A 25,282-nucleotide genomic window follows, 5' to 3' on the forward strand; every position below is an offset into this window, starting at 1 on the left:
GGCCGCCAGCACCTGGCTGGTGGTCGGCGGCAAACTCTGCGGCGACTGTGGCGGCGGCGCGGCGGGGGCAGCCGGCTGACGCGGCGCGGGCGCGGCGGCCTGTGCCGGCTGCGCCTCCGGCTCCGGCAGCGGCTTACGCGGATGAAACGCCAGGGCACGCAGCAGCGTCATTTCGACGCCCATCCGCCGGTCCGGGGCGTAAGGCAGCTCTTTGCGGCCAATCAGCAGCGTTTGGTAGTAGAGCTGAACGTCGCCGGGCGGTACGGTTCGCGCCAGTTCGCGCATCCGCACTTCGACCGCGGCCATGTCGGCGCCCAGCGCCGAAGGCGACAGCTGAACCATGGCGATGCGGTGCAGCAGGCTCTGCATCTCGACCAGCAGCGCCTCCCACTCGACGCCGCGTGCGGCGGCGTCATTGACGCCCGCCATGACCCGCTCGCCGTCGGCAGCAACCAGCGCTTCAATCAGCGACAGCGCCTGATCGTCATCAAGGGTGCCGAGCATGGTGCTCACCGATGCGGCCGTCAGCTGCCCTTCCCCACTGGCAATCGCCTGATCGGTCAGGCTTAAGGCATCGCGCAGGCTGCCATCGGCCGCCCGCGACAACAGCTGCAGCGCGCGGGGCTCAAAGGCAATCTGCTCTTCGCCAAGAATATGCTCCAGCTGATGGCGGATCTGTTCAACGTCCAGCGCCTTCAGGTGGAACTGCAGGCAGCGGGATAAGATCGTTACCGGCAGCTTCTGCGGATCCGTCGTCGCCAGCAGAAATTTGACGTGCGCCGGCGGCTCCTCCAGCGTTTTTAACAACGCGTTGAAGCTGTGACGCGACAGCATATGGACTTCGTCGATGAGATAGACCTTAAAGCGGCCGCGGGCCGGCGCGTACTGGACGTTGTCCAGCAGATCGCGGGTATCTTCGACTTTGGTTCGCGAGGCGGCGTCAATCTCAATCAGATCGACAAAGCGCCCCTGTTCAATTTCCCGGCAGTTATCGCACACGCCGCAGGGGGTGGCGGTGATGCCGGTTTCACAGTTTAACCCTTTCGCCAGCAGACGGGCGATGGAGGTCTTCCCGACCCCGCGGGTACCGGAAAAAAGATAAGCGTGATGAATGCGCCCTAACGACAAGCCGTTCGCCAGTGCGGTCAGCACATGTTCCTGGCCGACGACGTCAGCAAAGGTTTGTGGGCGCCATTTACGGGCTAAGACCTGATAACTCATGGGCTGGCTCTGAAACGCTGGAAGGTGAAATCACGAAGGGGTCATGCTATCACAGCCCCGCCCGATCGGCGAGGCTATGTGGAGGGATTTGCTTAGTGGCCCGGGAACGGCACCAGACTGTAGCAGTGGATCCCCAGCTTCTCCAGGCGCTGTTCGCCGCCCAGATCGAAGAGATTGATAATGAAAGCGGCATCGTGCACTTCGCCACCGAGGCGGCGGATCAGTTTGACCGTGGCGTCGATAGTGCCGCCGGTCGCCAGCAGATCGTCAACCACCAGCACTTTATCGCCCGGTTTAATGGCGTCAACGTGGATCTCCAGCTGATCGGTGCCATACTCCAGCTCATAGGTCTCGGCGATGGTTTCACGCGGCAACTTACGCGGCTTGCGTACCGGAACAAAGCCCACGCCCAGCGCCAGCGCAACCGGTGCGCCGAACAGGAAGCCACGCGCCTCAGTCCCTACCACTTTGGTAATACCCGCGTCTTTGTAGCGCTCGGTCAGCAGTTCAATGCTAAGCGCGTAGGCCTTCGGGTCTTCCAGTAAGCTGGTGACATCGCGGAAAAGAATGCCAGGTTTTGGATAATCCTCGATACTCTGGATGCTGTTCTTCAGATATTCAAGCTGCTGTGCAGTTGCGGTCATAAGTGTATGCCTGATTGAAACGGTATTACCCACGGGCGTGCAAAAGGGGCCAAAGAAACATTTGTTTAACCTTTGACCAGGCTTGCCCGCGCTCGAAAACGCCAGAATTTACTGGCTGTCGGCAACAATTGCAACAGGCATTATTGCGCATCAGTGCTTTTGTTGCTTTGCGTCAACCACCGGAATGCGCCACATAAAGATCAGCAGACAGGCCAGAATGACCAACAGCATGATGCGCACCCACGTAAGCTTAACCAGCCATAGCGAAATAGCAAAAGTCACCACGATCATCGCAATGGCGCGCGGTTTAGCGCCGCGAGGCATGGCGCGGTACTGTTGCCAGTGGCGAAGATAGCCGCCAAACCAGGAGCGATACAGCAGCCACTGGTGAAAGCGCGGCGATGAGCGGGCAAAGCACCAGGCGGCGAGCAGAATAAACGGCGTCGTCGGCAGCAACGGTAAGAAGACGCCCAGCGTACCCAGCGCTACCGCCAGCCAGCCGATAATGGTTAAAATAACAGGTGGCATAATGCGAATCGTTATCAAACAGATGAGGCTACTGTAGCACAGTTGGCTGACGGAAAATGGAGGGGGTTGGTGAAAACTGCTCAACTTTTACAAACGCTGAACGATCAGCTCAGCGAGCTGGCCGCGCTGGTGGCGCCGCTGGCGGAGCACGCGACCCTCAGCCCGCGCTTTGACCGCCAGCTCTTCCACACCCGCAGCACGCTGATGCAGGCCTATCTGGCGGAAGCCCAACACAACTTTAACCAGCTCCGCCAGGCCGTCGAGCGCCAGCAGCTGCCGCAGGTGGTCTGGATTGCCGAGCGTCTGGCGGCACAAATCGCCGCGCTGCGCCGTGAAACCGCCACCTGGTCCTTGCGCAGTTGGGACCACGCGTCGCCAACGTTGAGCCGCTGGCAGCGCCGTCGCCTGCAGCATCAGGAGTATGAGCGCCGCCTGCTGGCGATGCGCGACCAACGCCAGCGTCAGCTGGCGCAGGCGACCAGCCTTGACGAGCAGCAGCGGCTGGGGAAAGAAGTTGAAGCCTACAGCGGCCGGTTGGCGCGCTGCCGACAGGCGCTGGACAAGATTGAAAACGTACTGGCGCGGCTGACGCGCTAACAGGAGAGCCCGATGTCGCTGGAAAATGCATCCGATGAGGTCAAACTGGCCGTCGATTTAATCATGTTGCTGGAATCGCATCAGATCCCGGCGCAAACCGTGCTGAGCGCGCTGGAAATTGTCCGGCGGGATTATGCAAACAAGTTAAAAAACGCGGAAAGCGGGTCGCAAAACCCAGAGAAGTAGGATGTTGTCTCCGGCAGTGTGCTGGCAGTCTGGTCCTCTGCGCATGACGCCACTGGAGACAATATTGATGGAAAAAGTCAGTCAAACCCCACACGACGCGGTGTTTCGCCAGATGCTCATGCATCAGGCGGTCGCGAAGGATTTTTTGCAGTTGTACCTCCCCGCGCCGTTTCTGGCGATCTGCGAACTGGATTCGCTGCAGCTGGTCTCCGGTAGCTTTGTTGAAGAGGACCTGCGCGCCAGCTATTCCGATATCCTTTACTCACTGCGCACGCGTCATGGACCGGGCTATGTGTACGCGCTGATTGAGCACCAGAGTACCCCGGACAAGCTGATGGCGTTTCGCCTGCTGCGCTATGCGCTGGCCGCCATGCAGCGTCATCTGGACGCCGGCCACGACACGCTGCCGCTGGTGGTGCCGATTCTGTTTTATCACGGCAAAGTGAGCCCCTGGCCCTGGGCCCGCAACTGGCAACAGCTATTCGACGATCCGGCGCTGGCGAAGGCGCTCTATAGCAATGATTTTCCGCTGGTGGACCTCACCGTAATGCCAGATAATCAGATCGCCCGTCATCGGCGGATGGCCATGCTGGAGCTGCTGCAAAAGCATATCCGCCATCGCGATCTGGCCGAGCTGCAGGTGCCGCTGATTGCGCTGATGACGCAAGGCTATCTGACAGAAGCGCAGCTGAATACGCTGCTGCGCTATATGTTGCAGGCGGGAACCACGGAACATCCGGGGGCGCTGATCCGCACGCTGGCGGCGCAGTCGCCCAGGCATAAGGAGCTGATGATGACCATTGCCGAATGGCTGGAAGAGAAAGGCCGTAAACAGGGACAGCAAGAGGGTGAGCAGGAAGGTCGAGAAGCCGCCACCCGCAGCATCGCCGCCAGAATGCTGGCGCGCGGCCTCGAACGTCAAACCGTGCAGGAGCTCACCGGGCTGAGCGATGAAGAACTCGCCGCGCTGGCGCCCTGATACAGCAGGGGCGGCTTTGCGCCGCCCCTCTTCGATCAGGACGCGGTGGTGGGCGCCAGATCGTCGCCTTTCCCGTCCCGTTTCACTTCGGTGACTTCATCGCCTTTTTCATTGCGCAGATGAACTTCCAGCTGGTTAAAGGCAATGTTGATGTCATTCTCCCGGCACAGGCGGTCGATGGCGCGGTTGAGCTCATCCACCGTGTAGCTGCGATCGCGCAGTTCTCGAACATACAGACGCAGTTCATGATCCAGGGTACTGGCCCCGAAGGTGGTGAAGAAAACCGCTGGCGCCGGCTCCTGCATCACTTTCGGATGATCGTGCGCGGCCTTCAGCAGCACCTCTTTCACCTTATCCAGGTCTGAGCCATAGGCGACGCCGAGGCGGATCACCACCCGGGTCACGGTGTCGGAGAGCGACCAGTTGATCAAGCGCTCGGTAACGAACGCCTTGTTCGGGATAATCACCTCTTTGCGATCGAAGTCGGTGATGGTGGTGGCGCGAATACGGATTTTGCTTACCGTCCCCGAGAAGGTTCCGATAGTGACCGTATCCCCAATGCGCACCGGACGTTCGAACAGAATGATTAGGCCGGAGACAAAGTTACCGAAGATCTCCTGCAGACCAAAACCTAAACCAACCGACAGCGCGGCCGCCAGCCATTGCAGTTTATCCCAGGAGACGCCCAGCGCCCCGAATACCGTCATCGCCCCGATAGCGATAATCGCATAGTTGAGAATGGTGGTGATGGCGTAGGAGGTCCCCTGACGCATGTTGAGCCGCGACAGCACCAGCACCTCCAGCAAACCCGGCAGGTTGCGGATCAGCGCCCAGGCGACCATTGACGCCACAATGGCGAACAACAAACTGCCCATCGTCACGCTGCGTACCACGCTGGCCCCCGCCTCGGTACCGTTGTAGTGCCAGAGGGTAATGCTGTCGAGGTAGGCGAAAACGGTGATCAAATCAGACCAAATCGCCCAGAACATCACTGCGAACAGCGCGACCATCACCAACATGGTGATGCGCAGCGTCTGCTGGTTGACCTGCTCGAGAGCGATAGTTGGCTCTTCCTGCGGCTCGGCGCCTTCCGCCCCTTCCTTCACCAGATGTTGACGGCGCGCCAGCGCGCGGCGCCAGGCGATACGCCGCGCCGCCACGCTCAGGCCGCGCAGCACGGTCTGGTACAGCAGGTTCCAGATCATCACCAGATACACGGTCTCGATCCAGCGTCCCGCCAGACGCAGCGTCGTGTAGAAGTAGCCGGTTGCCGTCAGCACCATCAGGGCCACCGGAACGATAGACAACACCGTGATCGTCAGCAGGCGCAGGCTGTGCGACTCTTTATCGCGCCAACTTTCCCGGCACATCGGCCAAACCAGCACCGCGATCAGCAGTAAGTTGAAGAAAATCACCAACTGCCCCAGCACGTCGTCCATCAGGTTCAGCGGCGACAGTTCGGAAATCACCGACCAGAAATTCAGCGGCAGCAGCGCCAGGCTGACGCGAACAATCTGCCGCCGCCAGTGGCTGGTCAACTGCGCCGGCATATTAAAGTGGTTGACCGCGACGCCGTTCTTTTCCAGCACTTTCCAGCACAGGCCAAACACCAGCCAGAACATAGCCAGCTTTTTACTGTACGCCCACAGCAGTCCGCTAATATTTAACTGCATGGTGAGTAAGATCAGACCGATAGCCAGAATCAACAGCACCACCGGTAAGGCGCGGATCAGATCGATCAGGATCGCCTTCGGCGTATGCAGTTGGGTATCGTTGCGCAGCTGTCCCACCTGGGAAGCAAGCTTTGCCTGATAATCCTTGAGCCACTGCAGACGCCAGCGGATGAGGCCGGCAATCAACAGCAGCGGTAAACCGGCCAGGAAAGCGACAAACACCGCAGGCCACGCTTTTTCCCAGTTCACGGTGATTTTCATCGCCTTAAACTGACCTTTCAGCGCCTCCGGGAAGGCCTTAATCCACTCCCAGTCCATCGGTTTATTGCTGTTCACCCAGAAAATTTGCTGGGTCAGAATTTCCTTCAGACTGCTCGAGACGCTCATCAGCTGCTGCTGGTTGATCTGCAGGTTGATGGCCATCATCAGCTGGTTACCCAACTGTTTGTTGAACTGATCAAGCAGTTCGCGACGCATGTCGATCACTTCCAGTAGCGCGGCGTGGACTTCATCGTTCACTTCGCTGCTGTGCCCCTCCTCCAGTTTGGCGACAAAGGCATCGCTCTGGAACAGCGCGTCGCGCTGCTGGTTCACCTCAAACTGTTCAAGCCGCAGGTCGGCGATGCGGTTGGTCATATCCTGCAGCTCATCCGCCGACGGTAATGTCTGTTGCTGTTGGTAAAGAATACGCGACAGCAGCAGGCTCCCCCGCAGAACTGAAATTTGCTCTTTAATATCCCGTTCAGACTGCAGCGCGCGGTCGAGCCAGTTTTTGACCTGGATATTGCGCTGCACCAGCTGGTTACCGTTCTCTGTTGCCTGGATCAGCTTCTCGCTGAGCTGATGGTTAATATCCAGCTCCTGCTTGACCAGCGGGTTGGCCTGAATACGCGCCGTTTCGTCGGGGGTAACCGCCTCCTGGGCGGTTTTCTCGGTCAGGGTCAGCCGTTTGCTGTTCACGGCCTCCTGCAGCAGCTGTAGCTGATGCTCCAGCCGGTTGCTCCAGGCGGTGACGTAGTCACGCTGCTTCTGCAGGGTATCCTGCAGGATAGTGTTGCCTTCGAGGCTCTTGCGCTGTTGCTCGATCTGCGCGTTGAGCAATGCCTGTTGAGCCTGCAACAGCACCTGCTGGGTCGGGCGTAGGGTCTCGTCGCCCACCGAGGTGCCATTCAGACGATTGCGGATCTGCTGCAGCTGCTGGGAGGCGTTGAACATCGCATTTTGCACGCGTTCCGGCTGCGTTTGCAGGGAAACCAGCTGGCTGTTATAGGTCGCCAGATCGTTTTGCGCATTCTGCAGATCGTCCAGCGTCTGGGTGACGCGCGACTCCAGCTGACGCAGGGAGAGCGTACTTAGCGTTTTGCGCGTCGCGTCGTCGTTCGGGACATCGCTCAGGTTATTGAGGCTCTCCACCGCCTGGCGCAGCTTCGCCGGCGCCTGCTCGACCTGCTGTCGCAGCTGTGCCGTCTCGCTTTTGATACGCTCGATTTTATCCAGCGTTTCCAGCGTCTGAGTCAGATCCTGCTGGACCAGTTTGTCCTGCGGAGTCAGTTCTTTTTGCTTGTTTAACGTATTGAGCTGGCTCTGCACCTCTGCCCGATCGGGGAGATCCGCGGCGCGGCCCTGGACTGGGCTGAAAAGGCCAATAAAACAGAGCAGCGTGATAATAAAGATGAACGTGGCGCGTTGCCTGGAGATCGTGTGCAGCATAGTTAATATGAATGAATGCAAATGCCGGAGAATACCGGGGGTCGTCGCAAGCGCGCAGAATAGCACTTCTCAGCGCTGGCGAATAGCGGCGGACGGCGCTAAAAATTCACGCCCATCCGCGCGCTACCTTTAAGCTGACAAGCTCTCCGGGCCGCGTAGCGTCGGGCAGAATTGATACATCTCCAGCAGAATAGCGACGTAGTCCCGCGCTTCCGCATGCAGGTCGAACGAATCGGGGGCAAACAGCCAGTTTTCCATCAGCCCGGAAAGGTAGCTGCGCATTAACACGGCCGCCCGCCGGGTGAGTAAATTGGCGGGCGGCAGCTTCGCCGCGATGCACTCTTTCAAGGTCTGCTCGATACGCTCATAACTCGCCAGGGAGAGCTGCCGCTGGGCCTGCTGCACCACGGTCATTTCACCGACGAACTCACACTTATGATAGATAATCTCCATCATTAATCGTCGACGTTCTTCTGTCACTGTCGCTTCAAGAACATAGACTAGAATCTCCCTGATAACTGAGAGTGGATCGTTGGGGAATTTTGCCCGATACTCAATTTCGAGATCGCTAATACTGGCGTCTGACAGCTCCCAAATTTCGTTGAATAAATCTGATTTATTCTTGAAATGCCAGTAGATAGCCCCCCTCGTTACACCCGCAGCTTTTGCAATTGTTGCCAACGAGGTAGATGATACGCCTTGCTGCGAAAACAGACGCAGAGCAACATCCAGAATCAGTTGCCGGGTTTCACGTGCCTGTTGTTTGGTTTTTCGTGCCATAGGTTAATGACTTTACAGAGGTTACGTTTACATACATTTGTGAATGTATGTACCATAGCATGACCATAATAGAAAGACTGTAGTGGGTTTGTGGTTGTTTGAGCCACTGAACATTTTGAAATTGGACACTCGAGGTTTACATATGAACAAAAACAGAGGGTTAACGCCTCTGGCGGTCGTTCTGATGCTCTCAGGCAGCTTAGCGCTAACAGGATGTGACGATAAACCGGCTCAACAGGGAGCCCAGCACATGCCGGAAGTCGGTATTGTGACGCTCAAATCCGCACCTCTACAAATAACCACCGAACTGCCAGGCCGCACCAGCGCCTATCGCATTGCGGAAGTCCGTCCTCAGGTCAGTGGCATTATTTTAAAACGTAACTTCGTGGAAGGTAGCGATATCCAGGCCGGCGTCTCCCTGTATCAGATCGATCCAGCCACCTATCAGGCCAGCTATGACAGCGCCAAAGGCGACCTGGCAAAAGCCCAGGCGGCGGCAAACATGGATCAACTGACGGTCAAGCGTTATCAGAAACTGTTGGGCACCAAATATATTAGTCAACAAGACTACGATACCGCCGTTGCGACGGCGCAGCAGAGCAATGCGGCCGTGGTCGCGGCGAAAGCTGCCGTTGAAACCGCGCGCATCAATCTGGCCTACACCAAAGTCACCTCGCCGATCAGCGGCCGGATTGGTAAATCCGCCGTGACCGAAGGGGCGCTGGTACAGAATGGTCAAACGACCGCCCTGGCAACCGTTCAGCAGCTGGATCCGATCTATGTTGACGTCACCCAGTCGAGCAATGATTTCCTGCGCCTGAAGCAGGAGCTAGCCGACGGCCGCCTGAAACAGGAAAACGGCAAAGCGAAAGTGGAGCTGGTGACTAATGACGGTCTTAAGTATCCACAGTCCGGCACGCTGGAATTCTCGGATGTCACCGTCGATCAGACCACCGGCTCAATCACACTACGCGCTATTTTCCCGAACCCGGATCACACCCTGCTACCGGGGATGTTCGTCCGTGCCCGTCTGGAAGAAGGGATTAACCCTGACGCCCTGCTGGTACCGCAACAGGGTGTTACCCGTACGCCGCGCGGCGACGCCAGCGTCATGGTAGTGGGGGAAGGCGATAAAGTCGAAGTCCGCCAGGTCACTGCTTCTCAGGCGATCGGCGATAAATGGCTGGTCACTGACGGTCTGAAATCCGGCGATCGCGTTATCGTCACCGGCCTGCAAAAAATCAAACCAGGTGTGCAGGTAAAAGCGCAGGAAGTAGCTTCTGATGATAAACAGCAAGCCGCAGGCAACGCGCCATCAGAACAAACCAAGTCTTAACTTAAACAGGAGCCGTTAAGACATGCCTAATTTCTTTATCGATCGCCCCATATTTGCATGGGTGATCGCCATTATCATCATGCTGGCTGGGGGATTATCAATCCTCAAATTGCCGGTGGCGCAATATCCGACGATTGCGCCGCCAGCAATTTCCATTACCGCCATGTACCCCGGTGCTGACGCCGAAACGGTGCAGAACACCGTAACTCAGGTTATCGAACAGAATATGAACGGTATCGATCACCTGATGTACATGTCCTCAAATGGCGACTCCACCGGTACGGCAACCATTACGCTGACCTTCGAATCCGGTACCGATCCGGATATCGCCCAGGTTCAGGTTCAGAACAAGCTGGCGCTGGCGACGCCTCTGCTGCCGCAAGAAGTACAGCAGCAAGGGATTAGCGTTGAGAAAGCGTCCAGCAGCTTCCTGATGGTTGTCGGCGTCATTAACACCAACGGCACCATGAACCAGGACGATATTTCGGACTACGTGGCGGCCAACATGAAGGATCCGATTAGCCGTACCAGCGGCGTCGGCGACGTTCAGCTATTCGGTTCCCAGTATGCGATGCGTATCTGGATGGATCCAAACAAACTGAACAACTTCCAGCTTACGCCGGTGGATGTGATCAGCGCCCTGAAAGCGCAGAACGCCCAGGTGGCCGCGGGCCAGTTAGGCGGTACGCCGCCGGTGAAAGGCCAGCAGCTTAACGCCTCGATCATCGCGCAGACGCGTCTGACCAATACGGAAGAGTTTGGCAACATCCTGCTGAAGGTGAACCAGGACGGTTCCCAGGTTCGTCTGCGTGATGTCGCCAAAATTGAGCTGGGCGGCGAAAGCTATGACGTAGTGGCGAAGTTTAACGGCCAGCCGGCATCCGGTCTGGGTATTAAACTGGCTACCGGCGCGAACGCGCTGGATACCGCCAACGCTATTCGCGCTGAACTGGCGAAGATGGAGCCGTTTTTCCCGTCGGGGATGAAGATCGTTTACCCGTATGACACCACCCCGTTCGTGAAAATTTCTATTCACGAAGTGGTTAAAACGCTGGTGGAAGCGATCATCCTGGTGTTCCTGGTCATGTATCTGTTCCTGCAGAACTTCCGCGCCACCCTGATCCCCACCATCGCGGTACCGGTGGTCCTGTTAGGCACCTTCGCGGTGCTGGCGGCGTTTGGCTTCTCGATAAACACCCTGACGATGTTCGGGATGGTGCTCGCCATCGGCCTGTTGGTGGATGACGCCATCGTGGTGGTAGAGAACGTCGAGCGTGTGATGGCGGAAGAGGGTCTGCCGCCGAAAGAAGCGACGCGTAAATCGATGGGACAGATTCAGGGCGCGCTGGTAGGTATCGCGATGGTGCTGTCGGCGGTATTTATCCCGATGGCGTTCTTCGGCGGCTCAACCGGGGCCATCTATCGCCAGTTCTCCATCACTATCGTTTCCGCGATGGCGCTGTCGGTACTGGTGGCGTTAATTCTGACGCCGGCGCTGTGCGCCACGATGCTGAAACCCATTCAGAAAGGCAGCCATGGCGCGACCACCGGCTTCTTCGGCTGGTTTAACCGCATGTTTGATAAGAGCACGCACCATTACACCGACAGCGTAGGCAACATTCTGCGCAGCACCGGTCGTTATCTGGTGCTGTATCTGATCATCGTGGTGGGTATGGCATGGCTGTTCGTCCGTCTGCCGAGCTCGTTCCTGCCGGACGAGGACCAGGGTGTATTCCTGAGTATGGCGCAGCTGCCTGCCGGCGCCACCCAGGAGCGTACGCAGAAAGTGCTGGATGAGATGACGAATTACTATCTCACCAAAGAGAAGGACAACGTGGAATCCGTGTTTGCGGTTAACGGCTTCGGTTTCGCCGGCCGCGGCCAGAACACCGGTATCGCGTTCGTTTCGCTGAAAGACTGGAGCCAGCGTCCGGGTGAGGAAAACAAAGTTGAAGCGATCACCGCGAGAGCAATGGGCTACTTCTCGCAGATTAAAGATGCGATGGTCTTCGCCTTTAACCTGCCGGCTATCGTTGAACTGGGTACCGCGACCGGCTTTGACTTCGAGCTGATTGACCAGGGCGGTCTGGGCCACGAAAAACTGACCCAGGCGCGTAACCAACTGTTTGGCATGGTGGCGCAGCATCCTGACGTGCTGACCGGCGTGCGCCCTAACGGTCTGGAAGATACACCGCAGTTTAAAATCGATATCGATCAGGAGAAAGCTCAGGCGCTGGGCGTCTCCATCAGCGACATTAACACCACGCTGGGCGCAGCCTGGGGCGGAAGCTATGTCAACGACTTTATCGACCGCGGCCGCGTGAAGAAAGTGTACATCATGTCCGAAGCGAAATACCGTATGCTGCCGGAAGATATCGGCAAGTGGTATGTTCGCGGCAGCGATGGTCAGATGGTGCCGTTCTCTGCTTTCTCGACCTCGCGTTGGGAATACGGTTCGCCGCGTCTGGAACGCTACAACGGTCTGCCGTCACTGGAAATCCTCGGTCAGGCCGCGCCAGGCAAGAGTACCGGTGAGGCGATGGCGCTGATGGAAGAGCTGGCGGGTAAACTGCCTTCCGGTATCGGCTACGACTGGACCGGGATGTCTTATCAGGAGCGACTGTCCGGCAACCAGGCCCCTGCCCTGTATGCCATCTCGCTGATTGTCGTCTTCCTGTGTCTGGCGGCGCTGTATGAGAGCTGGTCGATTCCGTTCTCGGTTATGCTGGTCGTCCCCTTGGGTGTGGTCGGTGCGCTGTTAGCCGCCACCTTCCGCGGGCTAACCAACGACGTTTACTTCCAGGTGGGTCTGCTGACCACCATCGGCCTGTCGGCGAAGAACGCAATATTGATCGTTGAATTCGCCAAAGACCTGATGGAGAAAGAGGGCAAAGGGCTGATTGAGGCGACGCTTGAAGCAGTACGTATGCGTCTACGTCCAATCCTGATGACATCTCTGGCGTTCATCCTCGGGGTAATGCCGCTAGTTATCAGCTCCGGCGCCGGCTCCGGTGCGCAGAACGCCGTCGGTACAGGCGTAATGGGCGGGATGGTGACCGCGACGATCCTGGCGATCTTCTTCGTGCCGGTGTTCTTTGTGGTGGTTCGTCGCCGCTTTAGCAAAAAATCGGAAGATATAGAGCACAGCCATCAGGTTGAGCATCATTAATCTTCACTCCTGAACAAAGGGCCGCTACCGCGGCCCTTTTTTATCACTGGCTGGCAAGGCACATATTGCCATTGTTTATTTTTCGTTCTGCATTTAATATATATTGATATGGCGCAGGCTATTTTTAGCAGCTTGTTCAACAACTCGGGATCGGCAAACACTCATTTACCAGGAATAATCCTACTATCATTATCCACGGGTCGGCGGTTTCTGAACGCGACAGCTGCCTGCCATAAACCAATGATTCATAAGATTTCTCTATTTCTCCGGCTGTGGGCCAGCGCCTTCGAAATTAATTCGTCTATTTTTAAGATAATTTCTCGCTGATAATTGTAATTTTTCGTAATAGCACGATGAAATCTGTTGGAGAGTGGATTATAGTTAAATCAGCAGGATTACTCAGTTAGTGTCAGGTCAGTTAGTCGTGTTCATCCCACAACGGTGTTTGCTAGTCGTCGTTTAAACCACTCAAAAGGGGATGCGTTATGGACGAATACTCGCCAAAAAGACATGATATTGCACAGCTACGCTTTCTCTGCGAAACGCTGTATCATGACTGCCTTGCAAACCTGGAAGAGAGCAACCATGGCTGGGTCAACGACCCGACGTCGGCTGTCAATCTCCAGTTAAATGAATTGATCGAGCACATTGCCACATTCGCTCTTAATTATAAAATTAAGTATGCAGAGGATAATAAGCTGATCGCTCAGGTTGACGAATATCTGGACGACACTTTTACGTTGTTCAGTAACTACGGCATTAACTCTACGGATTTGCAAAAGTGGAAAAAATCCGGTAACCGACTATTTCGTTGCTTTGTCAACGCCAGCCGGGAAAACCCGGCCAGTCTATCGTGTTAGAATTATTACAATCAAAAGGTGGAATTATGTCTGATAAGCCATTAACTAAAACAGACTATTTGATGCGCTTACGTCGTTGCCAGACAATTGACACGCTGGAGCGCGTCATTGAAAAAAATAAATATGAACTGTCTGATAATGAGCTGGCGGTATTTTACTCAGCTGCCGACCATCGTCTGGCGGAACTGACCATGAATAAGCTATACGATAAAATCCCGACCTCTGTCTGGAAATTTATCCGCTAATTTACGCGTACTACGTGGTCTGCTGGCCGGACGGTACGGGTCAGCCGCCGTAGGGTATCTTTGTGATAGACATCACATCATTCAGCCAACAGCAACCCTGTAACCGGTTTCTTTTTTATACTGCTACGGCCATCAACAGTCAGGTATAAGGAAGACCCATGAGTGAAGAAAAACGCAAAATGATCGCCGGTGAGCTCTATTTATCTGGCGACCCAACGCTTCGCGCCGATCGCCTGCGCGCCAGACAGTTGTTGCACCGTTATAATCATTCCGCCCCGGATGACCAGGAACAACGTCAGCATATTCTGGCCGAGCTGTTCGCTCGCGCCGGCGATGCGTATATCGAGCCAAGCTTTCGCTGCGACTATGGTTATAATATTTTTCTCGGCGCCGGTTTTTACGCCAATTTTGACTGCGTGATGCTCGACGTCTGCCCTATCCATATTGGCGATAACTGTATGCTGGCGCCAGGCGTCCATATTTATACCGCCACTCATCCGCTGGACGCCGATGCGCGTAATAGCGGCCAGGAATACGGCAAGCCGGTAACTATTGGCCACAATGTGTGGATTGGGGGTCGGGCAGTGATCAATCCCGGCGTGACCATTGGCGATAATGCGGTCATTGCGTCCGGCGCGGTGGTCACCAAAGACGTACCTGCCTGTACCGTCGTCGGCGGTAACCCGGCGCAGATCATTAAGCGCCTTCCGCCGACAAATCCGTAACTGTTATGCTTTTCTGTAACTGATCTGTTACTTTCTCCGCAGAATATTGCAACATAAAATAGCCTTCAGGCTGAGCCTGCCGCGCCTGGTCCGCCGGGCGCGGCAGGCTCATTGCAGAATTCGAGGACCAAGATGACAGAAATACAACGCCTGCTGATTCACACCATTGACGAACTCAACGTCCAGGAAAAACGCGATAATCGCCCGCGTTTTAGCATCAGTTTTATCCGCAACCATCCGGGACTGTTTGTTGCCATGTATGCCGCGTTTCTGGCGACGCTGGTGGTCATGCTGCGCTCTGAAACGCTGGTAGACTCGGTCTGGTTGCTGGTGGTGCTGTTCATTCTGTTCAACGCCTTTTTCTTCTTTGACGTCTATCCACGCTATCGCTACGAGGATATCGATGTCCTCGACTTTCGCGTGTGCTACAACGGGGAATGGTACAACACCCGCTTTGTCCCCCGGCAGCTGATCGATCGTATCCTGCAGTCGCCAGACGTCGATAGCGAGCAGAAGGCGCAGCTCAAAAAGATGGTCGCCACCAAAGGCGAGCTCTCCTTCTACGACGTCTTTACCCTCACGCGCGCCGGTGCTGCGCAATAAGGCGATTTAGGGTCCGCAGCGCCGGGAGATAGCGAGAAGCAGAGGTATTGCCATACCCAAGCACCAGTCCGCTCCGCGCTCGCTGCGGGTCGAGATAGAAATGACTTAACGCGGCGGGCGCCAGCTGAAACTGGCGCGCCTGCTGCGCAAGCGTCCGGTCATTAACGCCCTCCATCGCCACCGTCAGGTGCATCCCCCCTCCCCCGCCGAGAACGTCGCACGGCACGGTTATCTCTTGCGCCAGCGCCTCGCGCAGCTGTTGCTGACGTTTACGGTACAGGCGGCGCATCGCTGCCAGATGGCGCGCATAGTGTCCCTTCTCGATAAAGCTGGCCAGCGCCCGCTGTTCAGCACGGTGTCCCCCGCGCAGCAGCGCGCCAATGGCGTCCTGAGCAGCATCCGCCAGCGCGGGCGGCATAACCATAAAACCGATACGCAACGCCGGAAACAGCGTTTTGCTGAAGGTGCCGAGATAGACCACCGGGGCATCAGGCACCATTCCCAGCATCGCCGGGATCGGTTCTCCGCTATGGCGAAACTCGCTGTCGTAGTCATCCTCCACAATCCACGCCCCGTGCCGGCGGGCATATTCCACGAGCGCCAGACGGCGCCCGGCGCTCATGATGCTCCCACAGGGATACTGGTGTGAAGGAGAGGTGAAAATGAGCCGGGGCGGCTCCGCGACGCCGTTGGCAATACACATCCCTTCATCGTCGACAGCCATTCCTCTGACCCGCAGTCCCGCCCGCTGAAAGCCACTCCTCGCCCCCAGGTACCCCGGTTCTTCCAGCCACACGCTGTCGCCCGGGTTGGTCAGTAGCGAGGCGCATAAGTTGACGCCTTCCAGCGCGCCTTCGGTGATGACGATCTGCCGGATATCGCACCGGATGCCCCGGGAGAGCGCCAGATGACGAGCGATAGCCTCTCGCAGCAAAGGATCGCCCGCGGCTTCGCCATAACCCAGCAGCGCGCTACCATCTTCGCGTAGCACGTTATCCATCAGTCGCCGCCACAGCGGCAGCGGGAAATAGTTTACCGCCGGTATGCCTGGCGTAAATGCCAGCGTCGGTGAGTCGCGGCGCATCGCGGCTGGCAGCCTTTGCAGCCGCTCAGGCAGCACGACGGGCGGCATCTGACCCGCCTCCTGGCGGCAGGAGGCGAGTGGTGCCACCTGCGTTCCCTGACGGCTCCGTGTCAGGTACCCCTCCAGCGCCAGCTGTTCCAGTGCGGCATTGACCGTATTCCGCGACAGGTGTAGCCGTTCGGCCATCACCCGCGATCCGGGTAAACGGCAGCGGGCCGTCAGGGTTCCCTGCAGGATAGCGTCACGTAAGGTGTGGTAAAGGGCGCGCTGTAAGGTTTCGACCGTGCGGTTCCGCATCCCCTGCGTCAACAGCGTAAAAAACCCCTCGTCCGGTATATTCATATTGCCTCCTCGTGGCCCCATAAAAACATACTCTAATGGCACTTTTTATGGAACCAGCGAGCGCGTACGCTGCCTGTAAATCCCCAATAAGGAAACCGCAATGTGCGAATATAATCAGTTTGGCCAGGCGCTCGGCGTCGCGCTGCCTGACTGGCAGCCGCGCCCCTGGCCGACACGACAGGTATTACAGGGCAGCCGTTGTCGACTCGAACCGCTGACTCTTGCTCATGCCAGCGATCTGTTCGCCGCTCACCAGCTGGCGCCAGACGCCCGCAGCTGGACGTGGCTGCTGCGTGAACCTGAGAGCAACCTTGCAGAATTCAGTGCCTGGGTGGAGCAGGTCGCCACGCTGGCAGACCCGATTCATTTTGCCGTCGTTGACCAGCAGCGAGGGAAAGCGGTCGGCTCGCTGGCGTTAATGCGTATCGATATCGCTCACGGTGTGGTAGAGGTGGGGCATGTGCATTTTTCACCGTTACTGAGCCGAACGGCCATGGCCACCGAAGCGCACTGGCTGTTGATGCAGTATGTCTTTGATACGCTCGGCTACCGTCGCTATGAATGGAAATGCAACAGTCTTAATATCCCATCAGCCCGGGCGGCAAGGCGGCTGGGGTTTCAGTACGAAGGACGTTTTCGCCAGGCGCTGGTGAGTAAAGGACACAACCGGGACACGGACTGGTTTTCGGTGATAGACGGCGAATGGCCGGAGCTGGATAACGCCATGCGCCAATGGCTGGCCGCCGACAATTTTACCGCCGACGGCCAACAGCGCCGCTCGCTGGAGAGTTTCCGTTAACGGCGTTTTTTGCGCCCCTGCACCGCTTTGAAGCGGGGGTTGCTCTTACAGATAACGTACAGCCGCCCTTTGCGTTTAACCAGCTGGCAATCCGGGTGGCGCTGTTTAGCGCTACGTAATGAGTTGACGACCTGCATCATGCTTTCCTTTTCGCATCAATAAAGCCGCCGAAGCGCTGGCGGAATCGGGCTGCACTGCCTTCATTGGCGAAGGTTTTTTGTTTGCCCGTGTAGTACGGATGCGATTTCGAGGAGACGTCGATCGTCACATACGGAAAAGTTTCGCCATCGAGTTCAATCACGCGATCGGTGCGGATAGTTGAGCCGACTTTAAAATACTCATTCGCGCTGGTGTCGTGAAACACCACCGTACGATAGGGAGGATGGATATGGGCTTTCATGCTGACCTCTTTATTACGTTATAACATAACAATAAGGTTACGCCGTGCTGTGACAAAGATCAACCCTGCTCAATTTAAGGGTAAGGTGATAAGGCGAGTTTCCCCGCCTTTGGCGTCAGGGTGCCAGACGGTGGGCGATGGCGCGGAGCTGTTCCGCAATGGCCTGCAGATCTTTTCCCTGCTCGATTCGGGCGCCGCTGGAATGGCGTATCACCAGGCGCGCCGGCAGAATGGATGAGGTATGAGGCGCCCCGCTGGTGCTGGCGAGGATCCGCCGCACCGCCTCTTTCCCCTGCAGGTCGAGGTCGAGCGACACGGTACTCAGCGCCGGATAGAAAAAGGAGCTTTCGTAGGTATCGTCATAGCCAATAACCGACTTCTCACCCGGCACCGCCACCTGATGCTGATGGAAGGCGCTGAGCACCCCCAGCGCCATCTGATCATTACCCACCAGCACAGCGCTGAAATTAGGCGTTTCGCGCAGCATCTGCAGCGCGCCGGCGTAGCCGCTCTGCGCATCCCAGTTGCCGTGCAGGACGGTCACCGGCTTCAGACCGTAACCATCCAGGGTCTCCAGCCAGCTTTTTAACCGGAGTTTGGCCGAGACTGAGCTGTCCGGCCCCGCCAGCAGAGCGATCTCCCGATGCCCCATCTCATAGAGATATTTGACGCTGGCCCGGGTGCCGTCCGCCGGGTTAAACGAAACGTTAAACACAGAGCTGTAGGGATCAACGTCGAGAAACAGGCAGACGATATCATCGTTGTCAGCAGCGATTTTCTGCGCCTGTTCGGTCTCCAGCGGCACGTTGATAATGACTTTATCCACCCGCTGAGATTTCAGCTCATTGATGGAATCCTGGATGCTTTGGTTGACGCTCTCATCGATCATCGAAATCAGAACCTGGTAACCTTCCAGGTTGGCATAGCGTTTTACCGCCGCCGCCACCTGGGAAGGCGCATGCCAGGCCAGAGAAATAGTCACCAGCCCGACCGTCTGGCTCTCCTTCCCCACCAGCTGCTGCGCCAGCCGGTTTGGCACATAGCGTAAGGCCTCTATCGATTTCTCCACCTTGCGACGTGTCGCTTCGGATACATTAGCTGATTTGTTGAGTACCCTGGACACGGTCTGGTAAGAGACGCCCGCATGGCGTGCGACGTCTTCCAGAGTAGCGCTTTTAGACTTCATGGTCCGGTTCCTTATGTTGTTATCCCATGATTGTAACAGGGGCCATTTGAAAAAACGCTCACCGCCACCTCTCACTGCAAAACAATAGCGATAAAAGTATTACGTTCACAATACAATGAATTGTGAATCATCTCACCCATCACAACAAAAACCACCGTGATTATTTGCAGTTAATCACACAATAATCATATCTCATTTGCCTGAAGTTACATTTAGGCATTTTATGACACCTGTTATGTGAACGTAATACAAAACAATAAGAGGATAGAGATGAACACTACACTGCGCGCCCTTTCAGTCGCGTTAGCCGCTGCGCTAATCGCTCCTTCCGCGTTTGCGGCCACCGCCGCGATCCCAACGATCGATTTCCATGGCTATATGCGCGCCGGGGTTGGGGTCTCCGGCGACGGTAGCGAAGCGGAATGGCAAAAAAATAAGCTGGGCCGTTTGGGGAACGAGTCGGATACCTATGGCGAGCTGGAACTGGGCTCTGAGGTCTATAAGAAAGATGACGTCAGCTTCTATCTCGACAGTATGGTCAGCATGGTCTCCGACGGCTCTAACGATAATGAAACCACGCTGAACGATGATGCACAGTTCGGCTTACGTCAGTTGAACCTGCAGATAAAGGGGCTGATCCCTGGCGATCCGAATGCGGTGATCTGGGGCGGTAAACGTTACTACCAGCGCCATGATCTGCATATCATCGATACCAAATACTGGAACATTTCCGGCTCCGGAGCCGGGGTGGAAAACTACACCCTCGGCCCGGGCGCCGTCTCGCTGGCCTGGATCCGCGGCGATGCCAACGATGTTGACTATCGCGTCGATGGCGACAGCAACGTCAATATCAACTATATCGATTTACGCTACGCGGGCTGGAAGCCATGGGCGGGCTCGTGGACCGAATTCGGTATCGACTACGCGATGCCAAACACCACCAAAAAACAGGATAGCTACGGCGGACTGTACGATGCTGACAACGGCGTCATGCTGACCGGTGAAATCAGTCAGGATATGCTGGGCGGCTATAACAAAACCGTGCTGCAGTACGCCAACAAAGGCCTGGCGCAGAACATGGTCTCCCAGGGCGGCGGCTGGTACGATATGTGGAACTACGTGAACGACGCCACCGGTTATCGCGTGATTAACACCGGCCTGATCCCGATTACTGAGAAGTTTTCTATCAACCACGTTCTGACCTGGGGCTCGGCGGATGACATTACCGACTATACCGACAAAACGCGGATGCTGTCGCTGGTCGCCCGCGGGCAGTACCAGTTCACCGACTACGTGCGCCTGATTGGCGAAGTCGGCGGTTTCTATCAGAAAGACAGCTACAACAATGGCACCAGCTACAAACAGGCCGGTGAGAAATACACCATTGCGTTGGGCCTGGCGGACGGGCCAGACTTTATGTCACGTCCGGAATTACGCATTTTTGCTTCATATTTGAATGATTCCGAAGATGGTAAACCGTTTGAAGACCAGACGGCGAATAATACCTGGAATTTCGGCGTGCAGGTTGAGGCCTGGTGGTAATCGCGCACGGCTAAGACTCATACGTTATTTTTATCTCCTGCTGTAAGACTGTTAATTATCTTCCGGTAAACTTTATTGCCACTGCTGTCTTTGTCTTATTTTCGGGATAACCTGCTTTCAGGTTATCCCGTTTTATTTATTTCCGGGCGGCAAAATGTTCATCCAGAAGCTGACGCAGCGCATCGGACTGTTTACCGAAAATAGCATGCACCTGCTGACCAAGAATAATAACCCCTAGCGCGCCCTGCTGCTGTAATGCTTCGGAGTCCACGGCCGCAAGATGGCGAACGCTAACCCGCAGACGGGTAATACAGGCGTCCACTTGCGTAATATTCGCTTCGCCACCAAAGGCCTGAATAAGCGCCTCGATTTGCTGTTTTTCCGCCTCGCTTAATGGCTGTGCCGGACGCGCTGGGGAGAAATAGTGCAGGAAGGATTTTAAACTCACCATAATAAACTCCAGGTTTAAGATAAAAAAAAAGCCTGCTCGTCAGAGCAGGCGTGGAGAAGAAGAAATTACGCGTGACGACGGAGAATACGGCAATCCCATGCCGTCAGGGTCAGTAGAGCCGATACCGCCGCGTCGGTCAGGCAATCCCAATACCCTTGCGGCAGGGTTAGGGTATGGTTTTGCGCGCTGTAGTTCTGCAGGAAGATAAATGCGTTGTCACCGTCGGTGCGCGCAGTCGCCACCACGCCGGGTGGTAACTCCGTCGCTATCGCCCGCGGCAGGGCCAGCTCCTTGCTCAGGGCGGTAAAGAAATCGCGCTGGAAGGCTAAATCGTTGCGGGAGGCCACATGCCAGGCTTTGCCTTTCCCGAACGCGTTCACCGTCACAGCCGGCCGTCCGGCATAAAAATCATCCCGGTAGGTGGCCAGCGCCTGGGCGCTCTCGATATGGATCAGTTCGCAGAGATGGCGCACCTGATAAGGGCCCTGCAGACCGCACTGATTCCCGGCAAGCCCCTGCACCAGATTAAACTCGCCGTCATTCAGGCAGTCGATCTCTTCCGCCCAGATCCCCAGCAGATTGCGCAGCGGGCCCGGGAAGCCGCCGAGATAGCAGAGATCGGACTCATTGACGATACCGGTCCAGTAGGTGGTCACCAGGTGGCCGCCGTTGGCGACAAACGCCTCCGCCCGACCGGCAAAGCCGTCGCGCACCATATATAACATCGGGGCAATCACTAACTGATACGGCGTTAAATCGACATCGGCGTCAATCACATCGACGGCGATGCCCTGCTCCCAGAACGGGCGGTAGTGCTCGTTGACCGTCTTCTCATATTCCATCCCAAGATTACGCGGCCCCTGGGCGTCATCCAGCGCCCAGCGGTTCTGCTGGTCGAAGATAATCGCTACTTTCGCCTCGGTGCGACAGCCTCTCACCTCCGGCAGCTTGCTGAGGATCTCGCCGAGCTGGCAGACTTCGCGGCCAATGCGGGTATCAATATGTCCGACGTGGTCGACCACTGCGCCGTGAAATTTCTCAACCGAACCGCGGCTTTTCCGCCACTGGAAATACTGCACCGAGTCGGCGCCATGCGCCACCGCCTGTAGCGAGGAAAGAATATGCATTCCCGGCTTCTTCAGTTTGCTGGTCGGCTGCCAGTTGGTGGCGCCCGGGGTGGACTCCATCAGCACAAACGGTTTGCCGCCCTTCAGGCTGCGCATCATGTCGTGATACATCGCGGTGTAGCAGGCCAGCGCGGTTTCGTCTTTATCGCGGTGCCACATCGGATAGCTGTCCCAGGAGATGAAATCCAGCGCCTCCGCCAGCTGCCAGTAGTCGTAATCGTAGAAATACTCCATAAAGTTGGTAGTCACCGGCAGGGAGGCATTCGCCGCCTTCAGCGGAGCAATTTCATGGCGGCAGAAATCGGTCACCTGAGCGGTATTAAAGCGATGCCAGTCAAGATTGAGACCGTGGATCGACATCTCGCCCTGCGGCGCAGGCGATTCAATCTGCGACCAGTCAGTATAGGTATGACTCCAGAAGGTGCTCCACCAGGCCTGGTTGAGGTTCTCCAGGGTCTGGTAACGCGCCTTCAGCCAGTCGCGAAAACGGTTCTGGCAGAGATCGCAATGGCATTCACCGCCATATTCGTTGGAAATATGCCAGCCCAGCACCGCCGGGTGTGAGGAATAACGTTCTGCCAGCAGGGTATTGATTTGCAGAGTTTTCTCGCGATAGACCGGTGACGACATACAGTGGTTGTGACGGCCGCCGTGCAGGGCCGGCACCCGATCGCGCCCCACCCGCAGAACCTGCGGATAGCGCTGCGACATCCACGCCGGACGCGCGCCGCTCGGCGTGGCCAGAAAGACATGAATGCCGGCGGCATACAGTTTATCGAGGATAATATCCAGCCAGGCGAAATTAAATACCCCTTCGCGTGGCTCCAGTTTCGCCCAGCTAAATATTCCCACCGACATCACATTGCATTTTGCCTGCTGCATCATGGCAATGTCTTTATCAATAATATCGGGGTCATTCTCCCATTGCTCAGGATTATAATCCGCGCCATGCAGCAGCGTACTAACCTTCGGATGTAAAGGTGCAAATTTATTCATAATAAACTTCCTGAAAAAGACGACAAAAAAATTAATTAAAAACTTTTACCGACGGCAATACTTTTCCCTGGCAATCAAATAGCGCCTGATTTTCACGTGCATTACCCTCTTTCCACTCGTCGTGGATATATTTCATCCCCGCCGGGGTGGCCCAGGTATTTCCCGGCACGGCAATCCATGTAGGCTCCCAATAGAAAATACCTTTACCACGCTGGTCTGGCACATCAACCACCGCCTGCATTAAATCGTGAATATAGTTATATTGCCCCTGTACGCTGGCGGGATATCCCCCATCCTTTTCCTCTTTCGCCTGGAAACTATTTTCCGCGTTATCGCAGTTGGCCAGGGTATAGGCATAGGCCGCCTCGACGACGATGACGTCTTTGTTATAGCGTTTGCTGATGTCATCCATATTGGCCTTCAGGGCGCTGATCGGGCCATTCCAGTAGGTGTACATCGACAGACCAATCACGTCATACGGTACATGGCGCTTGTCGATCTCATCAAACCACCAGCGGAAGGTATCGTTCTTGGTCCCTTCGGCCAGATGCAGCATGATTTTCACCTGCTCGCCCTGGCGCAGGTTCTCCTTCAGGCCAGCGATAGCCGCGTTCAGCAGGCCAGCCAGCCGGTCGAACTCTCCGCCGCCCTGCCTCCAGCTTTTCCCTTCCGGCCACAGGATGCCGCCGTTGATTTCGTTGCCGATCTGCACCATATCCGGCAGCACGCCCGCCTGCTTAAAGCGGGCGATGGTATCGCGGGTATAGTCATGAATCGCCGTTTTCAGCTGCGGGTAATCCATCTTTTCCCAGGCTTTCGGCTTGAACTGCTTGCCGGGATCGGTCCAGAAATCGCTGTAGTGAAAATCAAGCAACAGCTTCATCCCCTGGGCTTTCGCCCGTTTCGCCAGCGCCAGGGTGGTGGCCAGATCATTGTTCCCACCGCCATAGTCCTCGCCGCTCGCCGATTGCGGATCCACCCACAGACGGAGGCGGACATAGTTGACGCCGTTCTCTTTCAGAATAGCGATCGGATCCTTGCGCTGATTATTCTGATCGTAGAACGTCGCCCCGTGCTTTTCGGCGTCCAGCAGCGTGGAGATATCCGCGCCTTTGATAAAGTCCGCCGGCATGCCCTGAAACGCGCGGGTTGCAAGCGCGTCCGCGGCCAGAGAAGAGGTGGAGAAACTGCATGCCAGACAAACCGCAAGCCATGCGGGTGTGAATCTTTTCATGTGCTTATCCTTTAGTACTGCCCGAGGTCAGGCCGGAGACGAAGTATTTTTGTAGCGCCAGGTAGAGGATCGCCACCGGTACGGCGATCAGCACCGCCCCCGCCGCGTAGGTGGTGTAGCTGGCACCCATTTTTTGCGCCACCAGGTTATACAGACCGATAGGCAGCGTGTATTTATCCGGGGTACGCAGGATGGTGCTGGAGAGGATGAAATCCCCCAGCGGCCCAGTGAACGAGAACAGCGCCACCACCGCGAGGATGGGCCTCGACAACGGCATGATGATCTCGATAAAGATGCGAAAGCTGCTGGCGCCGTCCATGCGAGCGGACTCATCCAGGTCTTTAGGGATCGCGTCGAGATACCCTTTCATCAGCCAGGTATTCATCGGGATCATCCCCCCGACGTAGATCAGCACCAGCGCCAGATGGCTGTTAATCAGGCCAAGCAGTTGCGACAGGACAAAGATGGCAATCAGCGCGGAAAACTGCGGGATCATCTGCAGCAGCAGGAACAGCATCAGCCCGTTCTGCCGCCCTTTAAAGCGGAAGCGGGAGAAGGCGTAAGCGGTAAAGCTAACGCTAATCAGGGTCAGCACCATGGTCAGGAAGCTGATTTTCATCGAGTTCCAGTACCAGGTGAGGTAATTCACATTGCCATTGAACAGATCGGCATAGTGCTGGAACGACACATTTTCCGGAATGATTGAGGTACTGAGCAGGCTATTGCCGGCGTTCAGCGACGCCCCGACCGTCCAGACCAGCGGATAGATAATCACCACTGAGACCAGAATAACCACCAGCCAGGTGAGAGAGAGCCGGATCCACTTTTCGCGTTTAATACTGGGTGATTGAGCCATGTTGCTTCC

At 56.4% G+C, this 25,282-nt stretch carries 25 protein-coding genes; 11 read left to right on the top strand and 14 right to left on the bottom strand.

Going from position 1 to position 25,282, the window contains the following annotated elements; translation table 11 throughout:
- From dnaX to KHQ28_RS10830, 3 genes are all read right to left on the bottom strand, one after another.
- Window positions 1-1,221 (bottom strand): DNA polymerase III subunit gamma/tau (dnaX, locus tag KHQ28_RS10820; protein ID WP_211777599.1); only part of this gene is annotated, 1,221 nt, incomplete at its 3' end.
- Window positions 1,222-1,313: 92 nt separating this feature from the next.
- Window positions 1,314-1,865, bottom strand: a complete 552-nt coding sequence (gene apt / locus KHQ28_RS10825) for an adenine phosphoribosyltransferase (protein ID WP_002892145.1) — start codon at window positions 1,863-1,865, stop codon at window positions 1,314-1,316.
- Window positions 1,866-2,015: 150 nt separating this feature from the next.
- Window positions 2,016-2,393, bottom strand: coding sequence for a DUF454 family protein (locus KHQ28_RS10830; protein WP_002892144.1), 378 nt, complete (start codon window positions 2,391-2,393; stop codon window positions 2,016-2,018).
- Between the two features lie 69 nt (window positions 2,394-2,462).
- Between KHQ28_RS10830 and priC the strand changes: the two genes are divergently transcribed.
- The 3 genes from priC to KHQ28_RS10845 all read left to right on the top strand — a co-directional run bounded on the left by priC (window position 2,463) and on the right by KHQ28_RS10845 (window position 4,155).
- Complete coding sequence (gene priC, locus KHQ28_RS10835) at window positions 2,463-2,990, top strand: primosomal replication protein N'' (protein WP_002892142.1); 528 nt, start codon at window positions 2,463-2,465, stop codon at window positions 2,988-2,990.
- Window positions 2,991-3,002: 12 nt separating this feature from the next.
- On the top strand, window positions 3,003-3,176 hold the full coding sequence (gene rsmS / locus KHQ28_RS10840) for a pleiotropic regulatory protein RsmS (RefSeq protein WP_002892136.1): 174 nt from the start codon (window positions 3,003-3,005) through the stop codon (window positions 3,174-3,176).
- 67 nt (window positions 3,177-3,243) lie between these two features.
- A complete protein-coding gene (locus KHQ28_RS10845) occupies window positions 3,244-4,155 on the top strand; it encodes an Rpn family recombination-promoting nuclease/putative transposase (protein ID WP_012737518.1) in 912 nt (303 codons plus the stop codon).
- A 35-nt stretch (window positions 4,156-4,190) separates the two neighbouring features.
- On the opposite strand, the gene mscK is transcribed toward KHQ28_RS10845, so the two are convergent.
- Window positions 4,191-7,538, bottom strand: a complete 3,348-nt coding sequence (gene mscK, locus KHQ28_RS10850) for a mechanosensitive channel MscK (RefSeq protein ID WP_004177234.1) — start codon at window positions 7,536-7,538, stop codon at window positions 4,191-4,193.
- Window positions 7,539-7,667: 129 nt separating this feature from the next.
- Entirely contained in the window at window positions 7,668-8,318 is a 651-nt protein-coding gene (gene acrR / locus KHQ28_RS10855; protein ID WP_064147847.1) for a multidrug efflux transporter transcriptional repressor AcrR, read from the bottom strand.
- Window positions 8,319-8,460: 142 nt separating this feature from the next.
- Here acrR and acrA point away from each other — a divergent pair, with 142 nt between their 5' ends.
- The 5 genes from acrA to maa all read left to right on the top strand — a co-directional run bounded on the left by acrA (window position 8,461) and on the right by maa (window position 14,653).
- Entirely contained in the window at window positions 8,461-9,654 is a 1,194-nt protein-coding gene (gene acrA / locus KHQ28_RS10860) for a multidrug efflux RND transporter periplasmic adaptor subunit AcrA (RefSeq protein WP_004177236.1), read from the top strand.
- 22 nt (window positions 9,655-9,676) lie between these two features.
- A complete protein-coding gene (gene acrB / locus KHQ28_RS10865; protein ID WP_002892069.1) occupies window positions 9,677-12,823 on the top strand; it encodes a multidrug efflux RND transporter permease subunit AcrB in 3,147 nt (1,048 codons plus the stop codon).
- A 485-nt stretch (window positions 12,824-13,308) separates the two neighbouring features.
- Window positions 13,309-13,683: an Hha toxicity modulator TomB gene (gene tomB / locus KHQ28_RS10870; RefSeq protein ID WP_002892066.1), complete on the top strand. Its 375-nt coding sequence runs from the start codon at window positions 13,309-13,311 to the stop codon at window positions 13,681-13,683.
- Between the two features lie 26 nt (window positions 13,684-13,709).
- Window positions 13,710-13,928: an HHA domain-containing protein gene (locus tag KHQ28_RS10875; protein WP_002892050.1), complete on the top strand. Its 219-nt coding sequence runs from the start codon at window positions 13,710-13,712 to the stop codon at window positions 13,926-13,928.
- Window positions 13,929-14,086: 158 nt separating this feature from the next.
- Window positions 14,087-14,653 (top strand): maltose O-acetyltransferase, encoded by a 567-nt coding sequence (maa, locus tag KHQ28_RS10880; protein ID WP_002892030.1) that lies wholly within the window; start codon window positions 14,087-14,089, stop codon window positions 14,651-14,653.
- On the opposite strand, the gene KHQ28_RS10885 is transcribed toward maa, so the two are convergent.
- Window positions 14,625-14,765 carry a hypothetical protein gene (locus KHQ28_RS10885; protein ID WP_004147370.1) on the bottom strand — a complete coding sequence of 47 codons (141 nt, stop codon included), beginning with the start codon at window positions 14,763-14,765 and terminating at the stop codon, window positions 14,625-14,627. The genes maa and KHQ28_RS10885 overlap by 29 nt on opposite strands.
- Window positions 14,766-14,785: 20 nt before the next feature.
- On the opposite strand from KHQ28_RS10885, the gene KHQ28_RS10890 reads away from it, so the two are divergent.
- On the top strand, window positions 14,786-15,256 hold the full coding sequence (locus KHQ28_RS10890; RefSeq protein WP_002892026.1) for a YlaC family protein: 471 nt from the start codon (window positions 14,786-14,788) through the stop codon (window positions 15,254-15,256).
- Here KHQ28_RS10890 and KHQ28_RS10895 read toward each other — a convergent pair.
- Window positions 15,231-16,682, bottom strand: a complete 1,452-nt coding sequence (locus KHQ28_RS10895; RefSeq protein WP_032419337.1) for a PLP-dependent aminotransferase family protein — start codon at window positions 16,680-16,682, stop codon at window positions 15,231-15,233. The genes KHQ28_RS10890 and KHQ28_RS10895 overlap by 26 nt on opposite strands.
- A gap of 100 nt (window positions 16,683-16,782) precedes the next feature.
- Between KHQ28_RS10895 and KHQ28_RS10900 the strand changes: the two genes are divergently transcribed.
- Window positions 16,783-17,481, top strand: a complete 699-nt coding sequence (locus KHQ28_RS10900) for a GNAT family N-acetyltransferase (protein ID WP_002892021.1) — start codon at window positions 16,783-16,785, stop codon at window positions 17,479-17,481.
- Here the strand turns inward: KHQ28_RS10900 and ykgO are convergent.
- The 3 genes from ykgO to KHQ28_RS10915 form a co-directional block, all read right to left on the bottom strand.
- Window positions 17,478-17,618 carry a type B 50S ribosomal protein L36 gene (gene ykgO / locus KHQ28_RS10905; RefSeq protein ID WP_002892018.1) on the bottom strand — a complete coding sequence of 47 codons (141 nt, stop codon included), beginning with the start codon at window positions 17,616-17,618 and terminating at the stop codon, window positions 17,478-17,480. The genes KHQ28_RS10900 and ykgO overlap by 4 nt on opposite strands.
- Window positions 17,618-17,881 carry a type B 50S ribosomal protein L31 gene (locus tag KHQ28_RS10910; RefSeq protein WP_002892011.1) on the bottom strand — a complete coding sequence of 88 codons (264 nt, stop codon included), beginning with the start codon at window positions 17,879-17,881 and terminating at the stop codon, window positions 17,618-17,620. The genes ykgO and KHQ28_RS10910 overlap by 1 nt, the downstream gene beginning before the upstream one ends.
- Before the next feature lie 115 nt (window positions 17,882-17,996).
- Window positions 17,997-19,067: a LacI family DNA-binding transcriptional regulator gene (locus KHQ28_RS10915; protein WP_002892007.1), complete on the bottom strand. Its 1,071-nt coding sequence runs from the start codon at window positions 19,065-19,067 to the stop codon at window positions 17,997-17,999.
- Between the two features lie 270 nt (window positions 19,068-19,337).
- On the opposite strand from KHQ28_RS10915, the gene KHQ28_RS10920 reads away from it, so the two are divergent.
- Window positions 19,338-20,609 (top strand): maltoporin, encoded by a 1,272-nt coding sequence (locus KHQ28_RS10920; protein ID WP_004177240.1) that lies wholly within the window; start codon window positions 19,338-19,340, stop codon window positions 20,607-20,609.
- 136 nt (window positions 20,610-20,745) lie between these two features.
- Here KHQ28_RS10920 and KHQ28_RS10925 read toward each other — a convergent pair whose 3' ends face one another.
- The 4 genes from KHQ28_RS10925 to KHQ28_RS10940 all read right to left on the bottom strand — a co-directional run bounded on the left by KHQ28_RS10925 (window position 20,746) and on the right by KHQ28_RS10940 (window position 25,273).
- Entirely contained in the window at window positions 20,746-21,060 is a 315-nt protein-coding gene (locus tag KHQ28_RS10925) for a glucose PTS transporter subunit EIIB (RefSeq protein ID WP_002892003.1), read from the bottom strand.
- A 65-nt stretch (window positions 21,061-21,125) separates the two neighbouring features.
- Window positions 21,126-23,183, bottom strand: coding sequence for a beta-galactosidase (locus KHQ28_RS10930; RefSeq protein ID WP_032419338.1), 2,058 nt, complete (start codon window positions 23,181-23,183; stop codon window positions 21,126-21,128).
- Between the two features lie 31 nt (window positions 23,184-23,214).
- Window positions 23,215-24,417 carry an arabinogalactan endo-beta-1,4-galactanase gene (locus tag KHQ28_RS10935; protein ID WP_032419339.1) on the bottom strand — a complete coding sequence of 401 codons (1,203 nt, stop codon included), beginning with the start codon at window positions 24,415-24,417 and terminating at the stop codon, window positions 23,215-23,217.
- Window positions 24,418-24,421: 4 nt separating this feature from the next.
- The gene (locus KHQ28_RS10940; protein ID WP_000079398.1) at window positions 24,422-25,273 is read right to left on the bottom strand and encodes a sugar ABC transporter permease; all 852 of its coding nucleotides are present in this window, start codon (window positions 25,271-25,273) and stop codon (window positions 24,422-24,424) included.
- Between the last annotated feature and the right edge of the window lie 9 nt (window positions 25,274-25,282).

Origin of the sequence: Klebsiella sp. 28, from assembly GCF_018223905.1 — a bacterium.
GTDB lineage: Bacteria > Pseudomonadota > Gammaproteobacteria > Enterobacterales > Enterobacteriaceae > Klebsiella > Klebsiella pneumoniae.